At 34.7% G+C, this 19,511-nt stretch carries 23 protein-coding genes; 17 read left to right on the top strand and 6 right to left on the bottom strand.

Annotated elements, in window-relative coordinates; all coding sequences use genetic code 11:
- Positions 1 to 22 precede the first annotated feature (22 nt).
- Entirely contained in the window at positions 23 to 1,096 is a 1,074-nt protein-coding gene (locus AN959_RS00450) for a CAP-associated domain-containing protein (RefSeq protein ID WP_056827410.1), read from the top strand.
- Between the two features lie 3 nt (positions 1,097 to 1,099).
- Here the strand turns inward: AN959_RS00450 and AN959_RS00445 are convergent, their stop codons facing one another.
- Positions 1,100 to 1,804 (bottom strand): hypothetical protein, encoded by a 705-nt coding sequence (locus AN959_RS00445; protein ID WP_056827409.1) that lies wholly within the window; start codon positions 1,802 to 1,804, stop codon positions 1,100 to 1,102.
- On the opposite strand from AN959_RS00445, the gene AN959_RS00440 reads away from it, so the two are divergent.
- Positions 1,781 to 3,403, top strand: coding sequence for a UDP-N-acetylmuramoyl-L-alanyl-D-glutamate--2,6-diaminopimelate ligase (locus AN959_RS00440; protein ID WP_156350702.1), 1,623 nt, complete (start codon positions 1,781 to 1,783; stop codon positions 3,401 to 3,403). The genes AN959_RS00445 and AN959_RS00440 overlap by 24 nt on opposite strands.
- Here AN959_RS00440 and AN959_RS00435 read toward each other — a convergent pair.
- Positions 3,352 to 3,849, bottom strand: a complete 498-nt coding sequence (locus AN959_RS00435; protein WP_056827405.1) for a PaaI family thioesterase — start codon at positions 3,847 to 3,849, stop codon at positions 3,352 to 3,354. The two genes, AN959_RS00440 and AN959_RS00435, sit on opposite strands and share 52 nt — an antisense overlap.
- An 82-nt stretch (positions 3,850 to 3,931) precedes the next feature.
- Here AN959_RS00435 and AN959_RS00430 point away from each other — a divergent pair, with 82 nt between their 5' ends.
- Positions 3,932 to 4,381: a YlbF family regulator gene (locus tag AN959_RS00430; protein WP_053590120.1), complete on the top strand. Its 450-nt coding sequence runs from the start codon at positions 3,932 to 3,934 to the stop codon at positions 4,379 to 4,381.
- 65 nt (positions 4,382 to 4,446) lie between these two features.
- Here AN959_RS00430 and AN959_RS00425 read toward each other — a convergent pair whose 3' ends face one another.
- A complete protein-coding gene (locus AN959_RS00425) occupies positions 4,447 to 5,349 on the bottom strand; it encodes a glycerophosphodiester phosphodiesterase (protein ID WP_053590119.1) in 903 nt (300 codons plus the stop codon).
- A 134-nt stretch (positions 5,350 to 5,483) separates the two neighbouring features.
- Here AN959_RS00425 and AN959_RS00420 point away from each other — a divergent pair, with 134 nt between their 5' ends.
- The gene (locus tag AN959_RS00420) at positions 5,484 to 5,756 is read left to right on the top strand and encodes a YlbG family protein (RefSeq protein ID WP_053590118.1); all 273 of its coding nucleotides are present in this window, start codon (positions 5,484 to 5,486) and stop codon (positions 5,754 to 5,756) included.
- Between the two features lie 6 nt (positions 5,757 to 5,762).
- Here AN959_RS00420 and AN959_RS00415 read toward each other — a convergent pair whose 3' ends face one another.
- A complete protein-coding gene (locus AN959_RS00415; protein ID WP_331457312.1) occupies positions 5,763 to 6,158 on the bottom strand; it encodes a methylthioribose kinase in 396 nt (131 codons plus the stop codon).
- 43 nt (positions 6,159 to 6,201) lie between these two features.
- Here AN959_RS00415 and AN959_RS00410 point away from each other — a divergent pair, with 43 nt between their 5' ends.
- The 3 genes from AN959_RS00410 to coaD all read left to right on the top strand — a co-directional run bounded on the left by AN959_RS00410 (position 6,202) and on the right by coaD (position 8,781).
- A complete protein-coding gene (locus tag AN959_RS00410; protein ID WP_056827404.1) occupies positions 6,202 to 7,620 on the top strand; it encodes a hypothetical protein in 1,419 nt (472 codons plus the stop codon).
- 107 nt (positions 7,621 to 7,727) lie between these two features.
- Positions 7,728 to 8,294 (top strand): 16S rRNA (guanine(966)-N(2))-methyltransferase RsmD, encoded by a 567-nt coding sequence (gene rsmD / locus AN959_RS00405; protein ID WP_056827402.1) that lies wholly within the window; start codon positions 7,728 to 7,730, stop codon positions 8,292 to 8,294.
- Between the two features lies 1 nt (position 8,295).
- The gene (coaD, locus tag AN959_RS00400) at positions 8,296 to 8,781 is read left to right on the top strand and encodes a pantetheine-phosphate adenylyltransferase (RefSeq protein ID WP_053590114.1); all 486 of its coding nucleotides are present in this window, start codon (positions 8,296 to 8,298) and stop codon (positions 8,779 to 8,781) included.
- Positions 8,782 to 8,890: 109 nt separating this feature from the next.
- Here the strand turns inward: coaD and AN959_RS00395 are convergent, their stop codons facing one another.
- Positions 8,891 to 9,772 carry a hypothetical protein gene (locus tag AN959_RS00395; RefSeq protein ID WP_056827399.1) on the bottom strand — a complete coding sequence of 294 codons (882 nt, stop codon included), beginning with the start codon at positions 9,770 to 9,772 and terminating at the stop codon, positions 8,891 to 8,893.
- Between the two features lie 60 nt (positions 9,773 to 9,832).
- On the opposite strand from AN959_RS00395, the gene AN959_RS00390 reads away from it, so the two are divergent.
- Positions 9,833 to 10,915 carry a SepM family pheromone-processing serine protease gene (locus AN959_RS00390; RefSeq protein ID WP_371256451.1) on the top strand — a complete coding sequence of 361 codons (1,083 nt, stop codon included), beginning with the start codon at positions 9,833 to 9,835 and terminating at the stop codon, positions 10,913 to 10,915.
- A 4-nt stretch (positions 10,916 to 10,919) separates the two neighbouring features.
- Here the strand turns inward: AN959_RS00390 and AN959_RS00385 are convergent, their stop codons facing one another.
- Positions 10,920 to 12,134, bottom strand: a complete 1,215-nt coding sequence (locus tag AN959_RS00385) for a nucleotidyltransferase (protein WP_056829052.1) — start codon at positions 12,132 to 12,134, stop codon at positions 10,920 to 10,922.
- A 181-nt stretch (positions 12,135 to 12,315) separates the two neighbouring features.
- Here AN959_RS00385 and AN959_RS00380 point away from each other — a divergent pair, with 181 nt between their 5' ends.
- The 9 genes from AN959_RS00380 (at position 12,316) to AN959_RS21995 (ending at position 19,428) form a co-directional block, all read left to right on the top strand.
- Entirely contained in the window at positions 12,316 to 12,855 is a 540-nt protein-coding gene (locus tag AN959_RS00380; RefSeq protein ID WP_053590112.1) for a DUF177 domain-containing protein, read from the top strand.
- Positions 12,856 to 12,879: 24 nt separating this feature from the next.
- Positions 12,880 to 13,053, top strand: a complete 174-nt coding sequence (gene rpmF, locus AN959_RS00375) for a 50S ribosomal protein L32 (RefSeq protein ID WP_053590111.1) — start codon at positions 12,880 to 12,882, stop codon at positions 13,051 to 13,053.
- A 92-nt stretch (positions 13,054 to 13,145) separates the two neighbouring features.
- Complete coding sequence (locus AN959_RS00370) at positions 13,146 to 13,910, top strand: enoyl-CoA hydratase/isomerase family protein (RefSeq protein WP_056827396.1); 765 nt, start codon at positions 13,146 to 13,148, stop codon at positions 13,908 to 13,910.
- A 373-nt stretch (positions 13,911 to 14,283) separates the two neighbouring features.
- Entirely contained in the window at positions 14,284 to 14,676 is a 393-nt protein-coding gene (locus AN959_RS00365; RefSeq protein ID WP_056827394.1) for a hypothetical protein, read from the top strand.
- Between the two features lie 159 nt (positions 14,677 to 14,835).
- Positions 14,836 to 16,197, top strand: coding sequence for an acetyl/propionyl/methylcrotonyl-CoA carboxylase subunit alpha (locus tag AN959_RS00360; RefSeq protein WP_056827392.1), 1,362 nt, complete (start codon positions 14,836 to 14,838; stop codon positions 16,195 to 16,197).
- Positions 16,194 to 16,406 carry an acetyl-CoA carboxylase biotin carboxyl carrier protein subunit gene (locus AN959_RS00355; protein ID WP_053590107.1) on the top strand — a complete coding sequence of 71 codons (213 nt, stop codon included), beginning with the start codon at positions 16,194 to 16,196 and terminating at the stop codon, positions 16,404 to 16,406. The genes AN959_RS00360 and AN959_RS00355 overlap by 4 nt, the downstream gene beginning before the upstream one ends.
- Positions 16,407 to 16,566: 160 nt before the next feature.
- A complete protein-coding gene (locus AN959_RS00350; protein ID WP_371256450.1) occupies positions 16,567 to 18,108 on the top strand; it encodes an acyl-CoA carboxylase subunit beta in 1,542 nt (513 codons plus the stop codon).
- Positions 18,109 to 18,173: 65 nt separating this feature from the next.
- Positions 18,174 to 19,055, top strand: coding sequence for a 2-dehydropantoate 2-reductase (locus AN959_RS00345; RefSeq protein ID WP_056827388.1), 882 nt, complete (start codon positions 18,174 to 18,176; stop codon positions 19,053 to 19,055).
- Positions 19,056 to 19,059: 4 nt separating this feature from the next.
- Positions 19,060 to 19,428 (top strand): DUF3397 domain-containing protein, encoded by a 369-nt coding sequence (locus AN959_RS21995; RefSeq protein WP_082460671.1) that lies wholly within the window; start codon positions 19,060 to 19,062, stop codon positions 19,426 to 19,428.
- Positions 19,429 to 19,511: the final 83 nt, after the last annotated feature.

The following is a 19,511-nucleotide window of genomic DNA, read 5'->3' as shown; positions in this document are numbered from 1 at the left end:
AATTGGTAAGGAGTTATATAAGATGAAAAATCTATTTAGAATCTTAATTTTTATTGCTATAGTACTAGTGATATTTATATATTTGGATAATCCTGTGAAAGAAAATGAGCTAATTACAGGATCAAAGAACTCAGGACAGGTTATTCCTCAAGAAACAACAGAAGTAGTGGAATCGAACAATATCTTTACAAGACCAAATACAGGTATCTCCGTTCTAATAGGTCAATCTTCTAGCGAGGTAGTAAAACTATTAGGAAAGCCGGATCGAGTAGAACCTTCTGTTTTTGGATATGATTGGTGGATATATAATTCTTCTTTTTCAAATTATCAAATGATTGGTGTATCAGAAGATAAAGTTTCACAGATTCTTGCTATCGGGAATAAGATTGACGTAACACCATATGATATTGGTCAATCATTGGAGGATATTTATCGTTTTACGATAGTACAATCTGAGATAACAATGACTATTGACTCCAATATATATACGTTCTCTTTAAATAAAGAAGACATAACAAATAGAATTTTAGTTCCATTTGAGAACTTATATGCAATGTTATATATAGACGGGAAAGATAATCAATTAGAAGCTGTTCGATTTTCTGATGCAGAAACGCTTCTTTTACAAAAACCATATGATATTTTATACAATGGGTCAATGGTGGAATCTACAACTCCACCATCTGATTTGCAAGTTTCTGTAGACCGAGCAAATGAACGACAAATTGTTGAAATCACCAATTTGTTTAGACTGAGACATGGCTATAAAGTTCTAGAATCTGATATAGATCTTCAAAAAATTGCAAGGCAACAAAGTGAAGAAATGGCAAAGAACAATATTGTAAAAAACGATTCTTTTGAGGTACCTAAATTTAGTGATACATTACAGGAATCAGCAATTGATTTTAACAGAGCTGGTGGAAATACTGCAGCTTTTTATTTTGATGCAGGAGATGCAGTCAATGGATGGTTAAACTCGAAAGATCATCGAGATACAATATTAGGAAAATGGTATACACATACTGGAGTAGGTGTTTACGGTAATTATTACACACAAAACTTTATTGAAAGAGCTATACCAAAAGAAGACAGATAACAGTTATTGAAAAACATAAGTTCCATCTCTTTCTTCATATAAAGAACGTATGTGCAAAGGTACTTTGTGAAGAGCAGCAAATTTCGCTGCTCTTTTTTGTATGATTTCAACAGGCTCTATGATTATGTTTTGTAATTCCTCATATGACATTGTAGAAATTAATTGTACTGATTCGTTTTTAAAAGGATCGGAAGTCATAACACCTGGAACATTTTTGTAAAATTCAACAATATCTGCATTTAAATGATGCCCGTAAACGACTGCTGTTAAATCACTCCCACCTCTACCTAATGTAGTAAAAGTTTGAAGATTTTCCGAAAGACCTTGGAAGCCTGGAACTATAATGCAAGGATAATCCTTAAACGTATTAGTTACTTCTTTAGTTTCTACATATAAAATATCTGCATTACCATATGCCTCATTTGTAATTATACCTGCACTTTTTCCATATAGGATTGTAGCAGGAATTCCTTCCTTTTTTATTTCTGCACACAAAACAGATGCAGAGATTAATTCGCCACAGGCAGATAGTAAATCCGTTTCCACGCTATTATTATTAGATGTTGGTATTAGATCTAAAAGTGTATCGGTTGAATAATATTGACCTCTTCTTCCCATGGCAGAAACAACAACAAGCACTTTCTGGTGTTTGCTAATAGCTTTTCTAATATGTGATATAACTAATTGTCTACTTTGATGATTCTGCATAGCAACACCACCATACTTCTGAACAATCATAACCTCATCAACTTTACTCGTGACATTTTAAACACTCCGTTCATACGATACAAGGAATTCATTTTACTTTATGCGAACATACAAGAATGGTGTAGGGAGTGGATAATTATTTATCCTTTAAAAGAATTATTAAAAGGATTACAGTACGAAATTATTGGTGATTTTCAAAACGTTTCAATAAACAGGTGTATTGATCATTCAAAGCAAATAACAGTTGGAGATGTTTTTGTCTCTCAAACGAACAATCGTATCTTTATAGATGAAGCGATAAGACGAGGAGCTGTTGCAATCCTAACCGAGTGTTTTATACCGGATTGTATGGTTCCACAAATAATCATTCCTACAGATATGCATCATTTTAAAAGAAAACTATCAACATTAACATATGAACTATATGGTAGTAAAATAAAAACAATAGGTATAACTGGCACAAATGGTAAAACTACAGTAGCATCCTTTGTTGGACAGCTATTGAGGCAACAAAAAAAATCAGTTTGTGTCATTGGAACGCTAGGTGTATTCGAGAATGGTAATAGACTAGATCATTATTTACGAAGCAATACTACTTTACCTTTTTATGATTTTATTCAAGTAGTGAAGTATTGTTATGAGAAGAAAGTAGATTATATTGTTTTGGAAGCATCTTCTCAAGGTTTACTAGATCAACGATTGTGTAATTATCCAATTGATGTAGGTGTATTTTTAAATATAGGTAAAGATCATATTGAGTTCCATGGCGGAATGGTTCCATATAAAAAATCGAAAGAACTGCTTGTTTTACTTTCCAAGCATTTGGTGATTAATGATGATGATGCATGGTGTAAGTCCATCGCAGAGAAGACTTATTTACCTGTAACACGTTTTGGAGAAAATCAAAAAAATGATGTCATTTATCAAAAGGTAGATTATACAAAGGAAAAGATAAAGTATAAATTTTTGGTTGGTAAAAAAGCATTGCATACAGAGATGACTAATAGTGGATATTATAATGGGTCGAACCTAGCAGCAGCAATAGCAGTTATGAAAGCTCTAGGTATATCGATTGAAGAGTTAAAACCTGTAAAGCTCCCAAAAGGTAGATTAGAAAGGATTGAAAATGAACAAGGAATCGAAGTATTAATAGATTACGCACATACTCCGGATGCACTAGAGGCTAGCTTAGGTGCAATTAAAACATATGCTAAAAAAGAAGTTTATGTTGTTTTTGGTTGTGGTGGAAATCGTGACAGGCAAAAGAGAAGAGGGATGGGAGAAGTAGCTACTAAGTATGCTACAAAGGCTATTATAACGAATGATAATCCAAGATATGAGAATCCTGTTGACATTGTCGCGGATATTTTACAAGGCACGAAAAGAGATAAAGCCATCGTAGAGATGGACCGAAAACAAGCAATATTATTAGCATTAAGTATTGCAACGAAAGGAGATATTGTATTAATTGCAGGAAAGGGACATGAACAAGAGCAAATCGTGAATGATCTCGTAGTCCCTTTTTCTGATCATGAAGTAGTGAAAAGTTATTTTGAAGAGTTAGCTGGATCAATAACAAAAAATGATCCGGTTGCATAAGCAATTTTTTTGCCATTAGGTTGTGTTACCGTGCATTCCATAACTAATGTTTGGCGACCTTTGTGTAAGTAAGTAGCAGTAGCAACTAAAGTGTTTTCTGTTGCTGCTTTTACATAATGGATCGTCATATTTGTTGTTACAGCACCTTTTCCTTCGGAACGCAAATCTTTATTAACGAGAAAACCCATCGCATTATCTGCAAGAGTTGCAATTACGCCACCATGTGGAATATCAAAACTATTGTAAGATAATGGAGTGATTGGTAGAGTTACAATGCATTTATCTCCCTCATATTGAGTATCCATATGAAAAACTGCATTTAAATAGGTAGGAGCTTTTTCTTGTTGTTTATTTTGTATACCTTTTAAAAATTCTTTTAGTAAGTTTATTTCTACCTCTGATGCATTTTCTGTAACTTGAGTTATTAAAGAGTTTAATTCATTCATTTATATTACTCCTAACGATAAGATAATAGTTTAGCAATTGTTTCTAGTTTTTGTTATGATAAAGATGATTGGAGGAATGGAAATGATTATGACCTATGAATGGGCCACAATAATGGACCAATCAGACGAACTATGTAGTATGATACTTTCCTCTGAACAATTTTATCGTTACTTAGACGCACATCGTGCTGTATATACAAATTCTAGCTTAGTCAGAGAAATTAATGATTTTGCAAGACTTAAGGACCAATACGAAGAGGTTCAACGTTTCGGAAAATACCATCCAGATTATTCAACAGTAATGAAGAATATTCGAGTTACTAAAAGAAAGCTCGATATGGTGGATGAAGTTGCGATATTAAAAATCGCTGAAAATGACTTGCAAGACTTGTTGGACGAAGTGAGCTTGTTAATCGGTAAATCTGTTTCAGAAGGTGTCAAAGTACCAGTAAGCAATCCATTTTTTGCATCAAGCGGTTCTAGCTGTGGCAGTGGCTGTGGTACAGGTGGTTCCTGCTCTTGTTCAGCTTAAGTATGGAATAAGGAAGGATGTGTGCATTGGCACACATCCTTTTTTTTTTGCAATGCTTTACATAACTAATCTAGCTTAAGTGCTTCAATAGCTAGGTCCGGTCGGTCTGTGATAATACCTTTTGCACCATTGTCAATTAGCCTTCTCATAACAACTGGATCATCGATCGTCCAATAGTGAACTGGGATATTTAAAGAATTTAAAAATTTTATGAAACTTGCACTATCTAAAGGGAACATATTTGATCGCACTGGGATTTGAAATACATCAGCTTTTGGATGATATAAGTGTTTGAATTGACTAGTGAATGCTGTATATGCTTTTCGTACTTCTCTTTCTCCAGCCCCAAGTGCTACTGTGTTTTGAGCATAAAGATTAAATCGATCAATTTGTTCGTCATAAAAACTGGTGACGACAACCCGGTGGAATGCCTGTTTTTCTTCTAATAGTCTCCAAAGCTTAGATGGCATTAAGCTTCCTTCGTAGGACTGTGGGGCATCTTTGATATCCAGATTAATAAGCATTTGAGGGTACTTGTCTAGCAACTCTCCTAATGTCATTATTTGTTCTCCACAATCTCTATAAGAATTTTCTCCATTTAAATCTAGGAAGTGAAATCCTAAATCAGCTTTTTTAAGCTCTACTAACGTATAATCGGCAACTCTTCCAGTAAGATTAGTCACTCTGTCAGTGTATTCATCGTGAAAAACCACAATTTCTTCATCTTTTGTTAGTCTTATATCTATTTCAAAACCATGAACACCAAGCTTAGCTGCATTTTCAAAAGCGGATGGAGAACATTCGGGTGCAAGAGCAGATCCTCCACGATGAGCAAGAATAATTGGTTGATTGTATTCTAGTGCTTCTTTTGCAGAACGGCTAAGTGGCTTAGAGAGAGCCTTTGTACTTGCCCAAGCTGCTCCAGCTGCTGCTGCAATGGCGATTGCTACATTTGTTTTTTTACCCATTACTTTCTAATCCTCCTTTTTAACGAAAGGTAGTTTTAATTATATCGAATTGATGCAAAACTGTCAGCTAGTTGTTGTTGCTATCATTTTCCTCCATATGTTATTCTTTTTATAAGAAGAAATGAGGGAATCGTATGACAGAAAGACAAGGATTAATTGTCTATGTGCATCATTTAAAACAAGCAAAGTCTTTACGTAAATATGGGCATGTCCATTATATTTCGAAAAGATTAAAATATGTAGTCTTATACTGTGACCAAGATATGATTGAAATTGCAAAACAAAAGATGAGTAAACTACCTTTTGTGAAAGAAATTTTAGAATCCTATCGGCCGTTTTTAAAAACTGAATTTGAAAATAGTAAGCCTGATAAAGCGAAAGAATATGATTATAAAATCGGTTTGTAACGTAATCTATTGTAACGGCGGTATTAAATGATTTAAACGTAAAACTCCGATCACGTATTGATAGAATAGTTCCTTATCATCATATATGGATGAATGTTTGATTTCCAATTGAACTGGTATAATTTTTAATTCATCTAATGTTGCCTGAAAGGTCGATAGCCTTTGTGTAATTGGATTGGTATTAGGTATTCCTTCACGACATATATAAATCGGGAAAAAATTAGCAGAATTAATTGGTTTTAGGGCAATTGCAATGGAACAGTATTCTTTATTCTCTTTTTTAGAAGTAAAAATAAAAGCCCGATGAATTCGATTTTTGTTTACTCGTGCAAGTTCACAAAGCTCAAAAATATCTCCATAGCCCTCGCCAAGCTCAATAAAACGTTGAATCAATGATAACACTTCCTTTCCAATTCATCTTACCATTTTGTTGGAGGACATTTCTATGAAATTTATTATTAGCTTTATATCTATGTTACTCATTGTGACGAATAGCGTTTTATTGTTATCGCAGTATCACGTCTACTCCTCTAGCTTGGATGCTGATGAGGCTTCATACTTTTACGAGCAAGAGATTGAATTGAAATTCAAAGCAGATAAAATTATTGTAAAACAACATTTTAATAACTTGCCTTCAGAAAAAATTGCAGTAGTTTGGCCAATTTCTAGTGAAAATAGAAGTTGTGATTTAAGTAAAAACTCTGACTGTGATCGTTTAACAGAAGATTTGACAGCCTTTAAAGAAGGAGAATCTTCAAGCCAAAGTATTTCATATGAAATTCCACTTCTAGATGGATTAAAAGAGGCTCAAATTTTTTCTGACTTTCTGGTGAAATTAGATAAAGGTGGCGTTTCCTATACAACACTTCATATAACGGATGAGTTAAAAAGAGGTGGAATGTGGGTAAGTGGATTGTCAGTTCTAGGCAGCACGTCATTAGATTTAATTGACTACTCTCTTTTCATCGGTGAAGGTGATGTTAAAGAATTATATTGGCAAAAAGAAGTGGTACCTATTCAATATGAAGATAACAACTACAGTCTCTATTCTCATAAAGAAATACCAAAAGAGTTAATAGAACAGTTAGAACAATTACATTTACCAAACAGAGAACATGTGTCAGTACTTTTTTCAAATAAAAAACTTGAAATGAATTCTTCTAGAATTGCTTTTATTGAAAGTGAGGATATAATCTCTATTCAGCGAGAGCTAATTGTTAAACATGTTCAGTTAATATACGGAATAGACTCGCCAGACACGTTGTTAGCAGAAGTAATCAGTAGTTTTCTACTGGACCAACCTATTGGTTCTGAAAAGGCGAGATGGATGTATGATACACTTGTTAGCTATCTTACAACTGATCAATTGGAAAATTGGAAATTAGCTTTAGAGAAAAATAAACAGGTTGATGCTGAAAAATTAGATACTATGTTAACAAATATTCTCAAATTGAAAACATCTTTTTTTACCTTTAATGTACAAGCCGGTGCTGAGCATTTTCCATTGCTGTTTGAGGATTCAAGACCAGTTTATATAAATGAATTAGAACAGGAAAATATGAAGGTGCTTTTTAAAGAAGGAAAAGTATTGTACTCGGTAGAACCACTACTTTCTGAATTAGGTTATACGATAAATGATACGGATAAGGGATTATATATACAAAATGCTACAAGAGCCTTCCGTTTTCCTATTCAAGAGCCTTTTTATGTATTAAACCAAAAAAGATATGATGCTATGTCCGAACCGTTTGAAAAAATTGGTGCTATTTATTATATCGAAGAAGCATGGATGATTCGCTTATTTTTGCTGGATGTAGAAAAGGAAGAAAAGCGAATAAATATTAAACAGTCTGGGTTATTTTAATTTAATTTAGTAAAAGTCTTCTGTTTTTGGAGAGATAGCCTATAGGTAGGCGAAAAATCTTGTCACACAAATTCGCTAAGGCGAATTTGATAGCTAGGAGTATTAAAATGAGAGTTATATCAGGAACGAAAAAAGGGCTACCTTTAAAAGCGGTTCCCGGAACTAATACAAGACCAACTACAGATAAAGTAAAAGAATCTATTTTCAATATGATTGGTCCTTATTTCGATGGAGGAATCGCAGTCGATTTGTTTGCAGGTAGTGGCAATTTAGGAATTGAAGCACTCAGTCGAGGAATTGATACTTGTATTTTTATTGAAAAAGACCAAAAAGCGATGCAAACTATTGTGGATAATCTACAGAAATGTCGTTTAGATGAATCAAGCGAAAGATATAAAATTGATGCTTCAAGAGCAGTGAAGGCTTTTGAGAAAAGAGAACTTCAAATTGACTTGTTATTTGTCGATCCACCATATAGTAAAGTACAATTTTATGATTTAGCTAAAAAGATTGTAGAGATAGGGTGTATGAAAGACACGGGGATAATTGTTTGCGAACATGATAAAACCGTCGACTTGGAAACTGATTTAGAAACGTTTACTCTAACAAGAAGAGAAACTTATGGGAATACCGTTATCTCTATTTACCGTAAACGGATGGAAGAGGGGAATTAAATTGGTTAAAATTGCAGTCGTACCGGGAAGTTTTGATCCAATTACATATGGACATCTAGATATTATTCACCGAGGAGCAGCTATTTTTGGACAAGTTCATGTAGTTGTATTAAACAATTCCTCGAAGAATCCTCTGTTTTCTGTAGAGGAAAGAGTAAAACTCATCGAGGAAGTGACAGCAAATCTTCCGAATGTGAAAGTAGAAACATTTTCTGGGTTATTAATGGATTATGCGGAAAGTGTAAATGCAAGCGCTATTATCCGCGGCTTAAGAGCAGTTTCGGATTTTGAATACGAAATGCAAATCACTTCAATGAATCGAGTGTTGAATGATGAAATTGAAACATTTTTCATCATGACAAAAAATCAATATTCTTTCTTAAGCTCGAGCATAGTAAAAGAAGTCGCTAAATATGGCGGTCAAATTAGTGAGCTTGTTCCACCTCAAGTAGAAGCAGCACTTAAACTTAAATACAACCTCGACTAACCTTGCAACCATTGCAAGGTTTTTCTCTGTTCATTTTCCTCTCATTTACATATTGTTACGAGTAGATTACTGGTGCCTGGCACCAGTAATCCAACCGTAACATTTCTACTTATGCGAAAAAGTAGAAAAGGATTGGGATTATGATTATGTGAAGAAAACGGAAGACTATGTAACGGCGAATGGAAATTCCTGCTTTTTGCGCAAGAACGATTATTTGCATATGTATGCTTATACCACTAAATGCAATGATCAGCGCTACAATTACAGGAAGAAATTCATTTCCAGATAATATTTCACCGGAAAGACTTATTCCTCCAGTCATTTCAAAAAAGGATGCTACAAATACTAATAGAAGTGGAGATAAATTAGGTAAAACCTCTTTTACGGATTCAAACACAATAATACTAACCGTTGTAAAAAAGACAACTGTAGTACCTATTAGTAGTAATATTTGAGAGGTTTCTTTGATACTCTCTTGAAACGGCGAAGAAGAAAATTTAACAGTCTCAATATTTGTCTGAATAGCAGGAGATCGAATAATGAATACTAAAAGGAATAACAAATTTACAATATGAATAATTAATAACAACTTCAGACCAGCTATTTCTGCATTAAATATATCTATACCAACAAAACCAATGACAAACATTGGGCTTGGGGCATGGCAAATTGCAATTAGCCAACTAGCATTCCGGTTAGTTAAAGTGCCCATTTCTTTTAAAGACGAAATAATTGCTGCTCCACTAGGAAAGCCACCAATGGCACTGAGAAGGTAAATATTCAAATACAACTTAAACTTATTTTTAGTCTTTAAAAAAGAATTTTGCGAGCGTATAAACATTTGAGTGATCACTAAGTAAGGTAGTAAATAAGGAAGTAATGCAGTAGTAAATATACGCATTCCTTCTACGGCTCCCTTATGTGCAATACCTGGTTGCATAAATAAAAGAATGATGAGTGCCCAACTGCCGATTGAAATTATTTTGTGCAAAATTATTACATCCTTTATTGTTCATTTGTTTTGTCAGGTAAAAATGGAAGTGATAAACTAATGAATATGAAATTAAAAGGAAGGGATAAATATATTATGCTGAAGAGAAAACCAATAATTCTCCTTCTAATTTTGGTGCTAGTAGCATCCCTAGCCTTTTACCCAATGGAATCCTATATTTCTAAACCAGGTGGTGCATATGAACTTACACCATTTGTAGAAGTACAAGGTGGAGATGAAGACGATGAAGGGAAAATGAGTCTTCTTACAATCTCCTTAGCAAAAGCTACTCCATTAACTTATGCGTATGCCAAAATAGTCGATAACCAAAAAATTTATAAAGCCAGTCAAATCCGTAACGCAGATGAAGATGAACAAGAATATAATATTCGTCAATTAAAGCTTATGTCTGATTCTCAATTTAATGCTATTTCGGTAGCATTTGATCGAGCAAATAAGCCATATAAAGTAATAAACAATGGAATATTTATTTTTAATGTTTTAAAAGATAGTGCTGCTGACGGCATTTTAGAACCTGGAGATAAAATTATTGGAATGGATAATTTAACGGAATTGACCGAAGAAAAACTTAAAACGTACTTGAGCGAAAAAGGTCAGGGTGATGTTGTCCAACTGACAGTTGAAAGAGACGGAGAAACACTTGAAAAAGAAGTTACTTTAAAATCAATACCAGGCGTTCTTGAAAAACCAGGAATCGGGATATCTTACACAGAAGACAAAAAAGTAGAAACTACCCCTGTCGTCCATATGAACTCAGAAGATATAGGGGGCCCATCAGCAGGTCTTATGTTTACGTTAGAAATTTTGAATCAACTTATACCGGAAGATATTTCAAAAGGTTATAACATTGCGGGTACTGGTGAAATGAAGCCAGATGGTACAGTTGGACGAATTGGTGGAATAGATTTAAAAGTTATCGCGGCTGATAGAAAAGGAATCGAAATAATGTTTGCGCCAGATGACGAAATCGATCCATCTATTTTAGCGAATAACCCTGATTTAACAACAAACTATGAGGAAGCTTTAAAATCTGCAAAAAAAATAGGCACAAAAATGAAAATTGTGCCTGTTAGAACAATAGATGATGCACTCGCCTATTTAGATCAATTAGAGCCTAAATAGGTTATTACAAAATAATTGGAGCGATTCTATAGTCGCTTCCAATCATCTTTTGTGCAAAAGTAGATTGGAGACCTAAATAATATAAATTTGCCGCTTTCAGATCAAGCATAAGCATCTCGTTTTCTTTATGAGCAGCTACTCTACTTATCAGTGGAAGCTGTAAATCTTTTTTTAAGGAATTTAAATAAGCCTGGCCATTCCTGCTCATTGCAAGTGGTCGTATATAAGTAGGCAAGTCCATTTGCTTTAACTCATTCCATGTAAAACCAATATAGATATGCGTTAACATTCTTTGAATCCTCGTCCAAGTAAAACGTTTTGATTTTATTTGTTGCATGAAGGATTGAAAGGAATTACACTTCATCGCAGCATCCCAAATGGCATTTTCCATACCTTCCGTGACTTCTGCATAATTAGCTAATTGCTCTTTAGTATGCCTTAAAATAATATATCTTAAAGATATCCAAAAACTTTCCCAACTACCAAAAGCATTGAAAGCTGAATGCCAAGCATGCAATTCCGTAATACTAGTATTAGGTAAATAAGATTGAATAGATGTAAGATCCATTTCCCCAAACAACACTTTTCTTATTCCTGTAGCACTTGCAATTGTTTGGGAAGCCTCCGCATCATCGTGATAATTTGCTATGACCCGATGAATCGTTTCTGGCTTTATAGATGCATTTAACTGATAAGCTGCCTCGATATAATGATACCCTAATATATTATTTGGTTTTGATAAGTCAACTAACGGAACAGTTGAATCACTTGAAATCATTTTGTAAGCTTCGTTTAAAGCTCTTGGGTAACTAATACCTTGTTTCATTAAAGTCGAGATAGCTGTATTATAATCGGCTTTATTGGTCGATAATAAGTCATATGTATGATGAAAAGAATCTAAAGAGCCTTCTTCACTACCGAAACAAAAGAATTCACATTTTAATGAATCTAATAAAAAAATGGCACCTTTTGCAAAGTCACTCGCTTGGGCTGTAGCGAATGCGTATGGTAATTCTATTACTAAATCAACACCAGCTGAAACAGCCATTTTTGCACGTGCCCACTTGTCAACTAATGCGGGTTCTCCACGTTGCAAAAAGTTTCCAGACATTACCGCTACAATCACATCACTGTTTGTTTTACTTCGTGATTGATTTAAATGGTATAAATGTCCATTGTGAAAAGGGTTATATTCAACAACTATTCCTGTAGCTTTCATCATCAATCAAATCCTTTCCTTCCTCGAAGAAAGTATAACTTTCCTAAATAGTAGCTGTCTAGAATCAAGCGCTTTCCTTAATGAGAGTATAATGTTAAAATGAAGTAGTGACAAGAAATTATCTTGACATCTAAATCCTGTCATTATATAATAAATTTTGTTGTCTTGAGGTGATAATCGTATGAAATGGGCAATTCATCAATTAGCTAAATATCGTGATAACGGGATGACGTTAGATGAATTCGTAACTCTCGAAAATGTGAAGAAGCGAAACCCGGACGTTCGAAATATTTCACCCGTTCATGTAACAGGGCACTGCACGTTTGGTGCAGCGCAAATGACTTGTCATTTTCAGCTTTCAGGAACTCTCATATTACCTTGTGCTCGCACTTGGGAAGATGTAGAATTTCCATTTGAGATTCAATCTGATGAAATTTTCAGCTGGTCTGAAACTGCATCTGCCACTGCGCAAGCATATGATAACTTTCATATAGTAGACGGCGATGTTATTCAAGTTGATCCAGTGTTAGAGGAGTTAATCCTACTAGAAATTCCATTGCAAGTGTTTAAAGAAGGTGCAGACCAATTTAAGCATGAGGGTGGAAACGGCTGGTCATATACAACAGATGATGATCTAAATGATATGCAGGAAGATGATCAACCAAAATTGGATCCAAGACTGGCTGACTTAGCTAAGTATTTTGATCAAACAGACGAATAATAGATCTGTAAGGAGGTGCCACCAATGGCAGTACCAGCTAGAAGAACTTCTAAAACTGTAAAAAGAAAACGTCGTACACATTTTAAATTATCCGTACCTGGTATGGTTGCTTGTCCAAATTGTGGTGAAATGAAATTGGCTCACCGAATTTGTAAATCATGCGGTCAATACAAAGGGAAAGAAGTAGTGAGCAAATAATTCAGTATTTGTTCCATTAAAGGCTACCAAAGAGACCATGGCTCTTCGGTAGCCTTTTTCTCTATAAATTTTCAAAAACAGGGGTGCATGAAGTGGCTTTTACAATGGAAATAAGAGACGACATGATAATTTTTGAAATAAATAGACCTGACATTCATAACGCCATCAATGGAGAAGTAGTGGAAGGATTTAAGGAACTTATACATAATGTAAAAACAAATGAGTCGATTAAACTCGCTGTAATCACTGGAGCAGGTGAAAAAACATTTTGTTCAGGAGGAGATCTTTCTGTTTTTCATAAATTAAAAACAGAAAAGGAATCCTATAAAATGTTAAGTGAGACGGCAAATGTCTTATACGAAGTAGCAACGTTACCAATTCCTACAATTGCTCTCGTTAACGGAACAGCAGTAGGAGGGGGCTGTGAAATAGCTACTCTTTGTGATTATCGACTCGTAAAAAAAGAAGCGAAATGTGGGTACATTCAAGGGAAATTAGCAATCACCTCTGGTTGGGGAGGCGGCACCTATTTATTTGAAAAAGGCATGAGGCATGACCAAGCATTACAAATGCTTACAGAAGCAGTGCCCTATACAGCTGATTACCTTTTCTCAATCGGATGGGCAACACAATTATATGAGGGAGATAAACTTATCGCATTAAACAAGTTTATCCAAAAAATGATCGTTCCCCATTCTACCGTACTTCAAGCATATAAAATTCAAGCAATCCGTAAATGGGAGCAAAGTAAATTATATGAACGAGTAATGGAAGAGGTTTCAAGCTGCGCTGTTCTCTGGGAACAGGATATCCACCACGATGCAGTCAATAACTTTTTGAACAATAAGAAGGTATAAACTTTTCTACTTAAGTACTTTTAAGCTTTCAGGAGGCGGTCGATTGAGTACCACTTTTCTCAAGGACAGAATGAAACTAGTGGATTCAGGATGTGCGCCTCACACGCCGTAAAAGTGTGAAGATTGAGCCCCGTAACAGAAGCTATTCTTCCTCCGGAAGCTCTTGAGTGTGCGGAAAAGCATACAGCCGTGTTCTCCTCTCTAAGTTGCTAAAACACATTCTATTAAGTGTTATAAACCTCATTCTATGTGAATAACAAAGCTAGCAGTAAAAAATTTAACAGTAATAAATAAGTAATAAAAAAAGTAATAACATTTAGAGTCTATTTATACCCAATTTGCATATATTATTAAAAAAGCAAAGGGTGATAACATGAATGTTAAAATTAGAAAAGATAGTTGGACTGTGGAAGAAGACAATCTTTTAAAAGAAATAGTTTTAAAGAAAATAGAGCAAGGACATACACAAATATCCGGATTTGAAGAAGCGAGCATTTTGTTAGGTCGCTCAAAACAAGCATGTGCTTTCAGGTGGAATAAAAACCTTCGCCCGATTGTCCTTCAAAGAGAAATGCCTAAAAAAGAAGCGCAAGCAAGAGATACTGCAGATTCGTCATCTGTGCAAAATCATCTTCAGCTAGCGATGGAAAGTTATGATGAAATGAAACAATCTTATGATCAAATTTCCAACGCATACAACTTATTGAAGAGAGATTACGAACAATTAGTTAATTGGGTTAGACAAGGGATTACGCATATAGAATAGAAATAACACAAAGTCTCTATTTATTAGAGGCTTTTTTAAATGTAAATGCAAATCATTTATCAAAATAACAATTTTTTTTGTTATTTAGTTGAAATCGTTTTCATTATTCGTATAGACTAATAGAGATGGGGTTCACGTTTTTATAGAGGGGGTAATATAATGAAAAAAGTACTTATTGCAAACAGGGGTGAAATTGCAAGACGTATTATTAAAACTTGTAAAAAGCTAAACATTGAAACAGTTGCAATATATTCGGAAGCAGATCAAGAGCTACCGTATGTAAAAGAAGCTGATTATGCTTATTTAATCGGACCAAACCCTGTACAACAGTCCTATTTAAAAGTGGACGAAATTATTGCGATTGCTATTAAAGAGAATGTGGATGCAATCCATCCAGGCTATGGATTTTTATCAGAAAACGCAGACTTTGCTCGAAAAGCGGAAGCTGCAGGGATTAAATTTATAGGACCAAAACCAGAAACAATTGAAAAAATGGGCGATAAAATTGGCTCGAGACTCACAATGATTCATGCAAATGTCCCTGTCGTTCCTGGAACGGAAGAGGGTCTTACATCTATAGTGGAAGCGAAAGAAGCTGCTTTAAATATAAGCTATCCCATTATGTTAAAAGCTAGTGCTGGTGGTGGGGGTATAGGCATGATTCGCTGTGACGATGAAGCAACTTTAGAAAAGCATTTTGAGTCAATAAAAACACGTGCAAAATCCTATTTTGGAAATGATGTTGTATTTTTAGAAAAATTTATAGATGCTTCCCGACATATTGAAGTGCAAATATTTGGTGATAGTTTTGGTAATATCGTTCATTTATTTGAGCGAAATTGCTCGGTACAACGAAGAAATCAAAAAGTATTAGAGGAATCACCATCCCCTAACTTTCCACAAGAAGCACGCGAAAAGTTATATGAAGCAGCGATAAATGCTGCGAAGGCTGTAGAATATGTTAATGCTGGAACAGTTGAATTCATAGTAGATCAAAATCATCAATTTTATTTCTTAGAAATGAACACGAGGCTTCAAGTTGAACATCCCGTTACTGAAGCTGTGACTGGTTTTGATTTGGTAGAATGGCAGTTAAAAGTTGCTTCAGGAGAAGAACTACCAGTAAAAGACCAACAGTTAATTAAGTCAAATGGTCATGCTTTTGAATTTAGAGTATATGCAGAAGATCCAAAAACTTTCTTTCCTTCACCAGGAACAATAACTTATTTAAATTGGGGAGAAGTGGAGGAAATAAGAATAGAGGCAGGGTACGAAGAAGGAAATAAAGTAACCCCTTTTTATGATCCGATGATTGCTAAAATAATTATTCATGAATCGAACAGAGAATTGGCAATTGAGAAAGCACAAAAAGTATTTTCTTCTGCTAAAATAGAAGGTGTGAAAACAAATATTGACTTGTTTGATCGTTTTTTACACGCTGAGAGTTTTAACAGTGGAGTATATTCCACATCCATTTTAGGGGAATGGATGCAAAATCAAGGGGAGGAAGTTTCAAAATGAAAAATTTAGAATCGACAATGGCAGGTACAGTATTTACAGTGAATGTAGAAGTAGGAGAAGAAGTTTCTGCTGGACAAGTAGTGATGGTTCTAGAATCAATGAAAATGGAAATTCCAATTGAAGCAGAAGTCGCTGGTAAAGTCGCTTCTATTAATGCTAAAGAAGGCGATTTCGTTAATGAAGGAGACGTTTTAGTAACGTTTGAGTAAAATTTTCAATTACTTTGGCATTGTTAAATAGTTCTGCGGAGATTAATTAGTAGTGTGTGGCGAACGCACATCTGTTTGTGTTGAAATACATTCTATGACCGCATTGAAAATCACTAATAAATAATACAGAGCCAATCCTTTAGATATGGGGGTTTTTAGTTTGGGAGAAACGAAAACGTATAATGAAAGATTAGAAGAAAAGTTAACGTCCATTTTTGCAGGTGGTCATTCTAAATACCATGAAAAAATGAAAGAGCAAAATAAGTTATTTGTTCGTGATCGTTTAGCTTTACTATTTGACAACGGGGAATATATTGAAGATGGACGCTTTGCAAATGTTGAGGCAGGTGACTTACCTGCTGATGGCGTTGTTACAGCGACAGGAAAAGTTAATGGTCAGACGGTTTGTGTAATGGCCAATGACTCTACTGTAAAGGCCGGTTCGTGGGGTTCACGTACAGTGGAGAAAATTATTCGCATACAAGAAATAGCAGAGAAAAATAGAGTTCCAATGTTATATTTAGTAGATTCAGCAGGTGCTCGTATAACAGACCAATTAGACATGTTTCCTAATCGCCGTGGTGCGGGCAGAATATTTCATAACCAAGTAAGACTTTCTGGTTTCATTCCACAGATTTGTTTACTATTTGGTCCATCTGCAGCGGGTGGGGCATACATACCTGCATTTTGTGATTTAGTTATTATGGTGGAAGGAAATGCCTCCATGTACTTAGGTTCACCACGTATGGCTGAAAAAGTAATTGGTGAAAAAGTTACGTTAGAAGAAATGGGTGGAGCTCGCATGCACTGTACGATTAGTGGATGTGGAGATGTGTTGGCAACTTCTGAAGAAGAAGCTATTAATGAAGCCAAACGATATTTAAGTTATTTCCCAGCTAACTATACGGAAAAGCCTAAAAAAGTAGAACCGAAGAAAGCAAAAGAAGGCAGAACTTTAGAAGCCATTATACCTGAAAATCAAAATGCTCCGTTTGATATGTATGAAGCAATTAATGCAATAATAGATGAAGATTCATTTTTTGATGTTAAAAAATTATTTGCACCAGAGTTAATTACAGGTTTTGGACGTATCGAGGGGCAAGCAGTAGGAATTATTGCAAACCAGCCTAAGGCAAAGGGTGGAGTGCTTTTTGTTGATTCGTCTGATAAAGCAGCAAAATTTATTTCACTATGCGATGCTTTTTCAATTCCTCTATTATTTTTAGCGGATGTTCCAGGCTTCATGATTGGTACGAAGGTGGAACGTGCAGGGATTATACGACATGGAGCGAAACTGATTGCAGCTATGAGCTCAGCTACTGTACCAAAAATCTCCGTTATTGTACGTAAAGCATATGGTGCAGGGTTATACGCAATGGCCGGTCCAGCTTTTGAACCGGATGTATGTATTGCCTTACCTACTGCACAAATTGCAGTTATGGGTCCAGAGGCAGCTGTGAATGCTGTTTATTCTAACAAAATAGAGGCTATTGAAGATCCGAAAGAACGTTTAAAATTTGTTCAAGAAAAACATGCTGAGTACAAAGAAGAAATTGATATTTATAAACTTGCATCTGAGATGATCGTGGATGAAATAGTTTCACCAAGTGAGCTACGTAGCGAGCTTGCTAATCGTTTTAGATACTATGAAAATAAAGAAATTCCGAAAGCACCTCGAAAACATCCAGTGCTTCCTGTATAATAAATCTAAAAAATAAGGTCTGCCATTCCGGTAGGCCTTTTTTATAAGTTTGAGGTGATGAACTGGTGAAAATAGGTATTATTGGAGCGGGTGCAATAGGGTTAATATTTGGCGGTTATTTAGCTGAAGCAGAGCATGAGATTGTATTTTTTGTACGCAAAGAAACTGAAAATTTATACATAGAAAAAGTACCTAATAATCCTGAACTCATAAAGTGTAAACAAGTTATCGAAATAGAACCCTTGTTTTCAATGGATTTAATAATAATTGCTGTGAAATACCATCACTTAGAAAAGTTGAAAAGTGAATTGGATTTGCTACCAAAACATATCCCATTATTGTTTTTACAAAATGGATTACTTCACCTTTCATTTGCTAATCAACTTAAACAAGAAACGATTATGATTGGATCAGTATTGCACGGGGCTACTAAAGTTACTCCATCTACAGTATGTCATCTAGGTGTTGGAAAAACATCTGTTGGCGTATATAAAGGAGTTTGGGAAAAGTCAGATGAATTTTTCGGAAGTTCGTCAGATGATTTCCCCCTTTTATATACAAACCATATTGAAACAACTTTATTTAAAAAAGCATTAATGAACTGTTTAATAAATCCTTTAACGACTATTACAAAGGCTCCAAATGGAATGCTTATTAAAAATGATTCTTACAGAATGATTATGAAAAATATGTATGAAGAATTGATGGATGTGTTTGATGAATGGAATGAAATGCTACTGTGGGAGGAAGTAGTCGAGCTTTGTAAAAATACCGAAAATAACCGTTCTTCTATGCTATCAGATTATGAAAATAATCGCATTATGGAGATTGATACAATTGTAGGAGCGATATTGGTTGAAGCGAAGAAAAGGAATAAAGTGTTACCCATATTAAATACTTTTTATCTTTTATTGAAAGAAATGAACAAAGTAGGTGATCGCCATTAGTAAGATGCTTACCCTATTAATATTATTCCCTGTTATTGTGTTTTTTGTTACCTTTATTATTTCAAATTATTTATTACATAAGAGAAAAAAGTCATTTGGGTTAGCAGCAGATATAACAACGTTCTTGTTGTATTTCTCTGTATCTAATGCTTTTTATATCGTTTTTTCAAAGAATATTTTTCTGATTTTAATTGGTATCTCATTAATTATAGCTAGTACTCTCACTTATATTGAATGGAGGAAAGAAAAAGAAATTGTAGTAATGCCCCTCCTTCGGAAGATATGGAGATTATTATTCCTTTTACTGTGTGTGATATATGCCCTTATTTGGTTAATCGGAGTTATCCGCTATGTATTGTATTATATAAGCTAATAATTTTAACACTTCATTTCGAAGTGATATACTCTTAAAGTATAAAAAATTGTCAAGCAGGATGCCTGCATGACTAGATATAT

Origin of the sequence: Psychrobacillus sp. FJAT-21963 (genome assembly GCF_001420585.1) — a bacterium.
Taxonomy (GTDB): domain Bacteria; phylum Bacillota; class Bacilli; order Bacillales_A; family Planococcaceae; genus Psychrobacillus.
The sequence above is the reverse complement of the archived record's forward strand: the minus strand, read 5'-3'. Positions and strand labels throughout refer to the sequence as shown.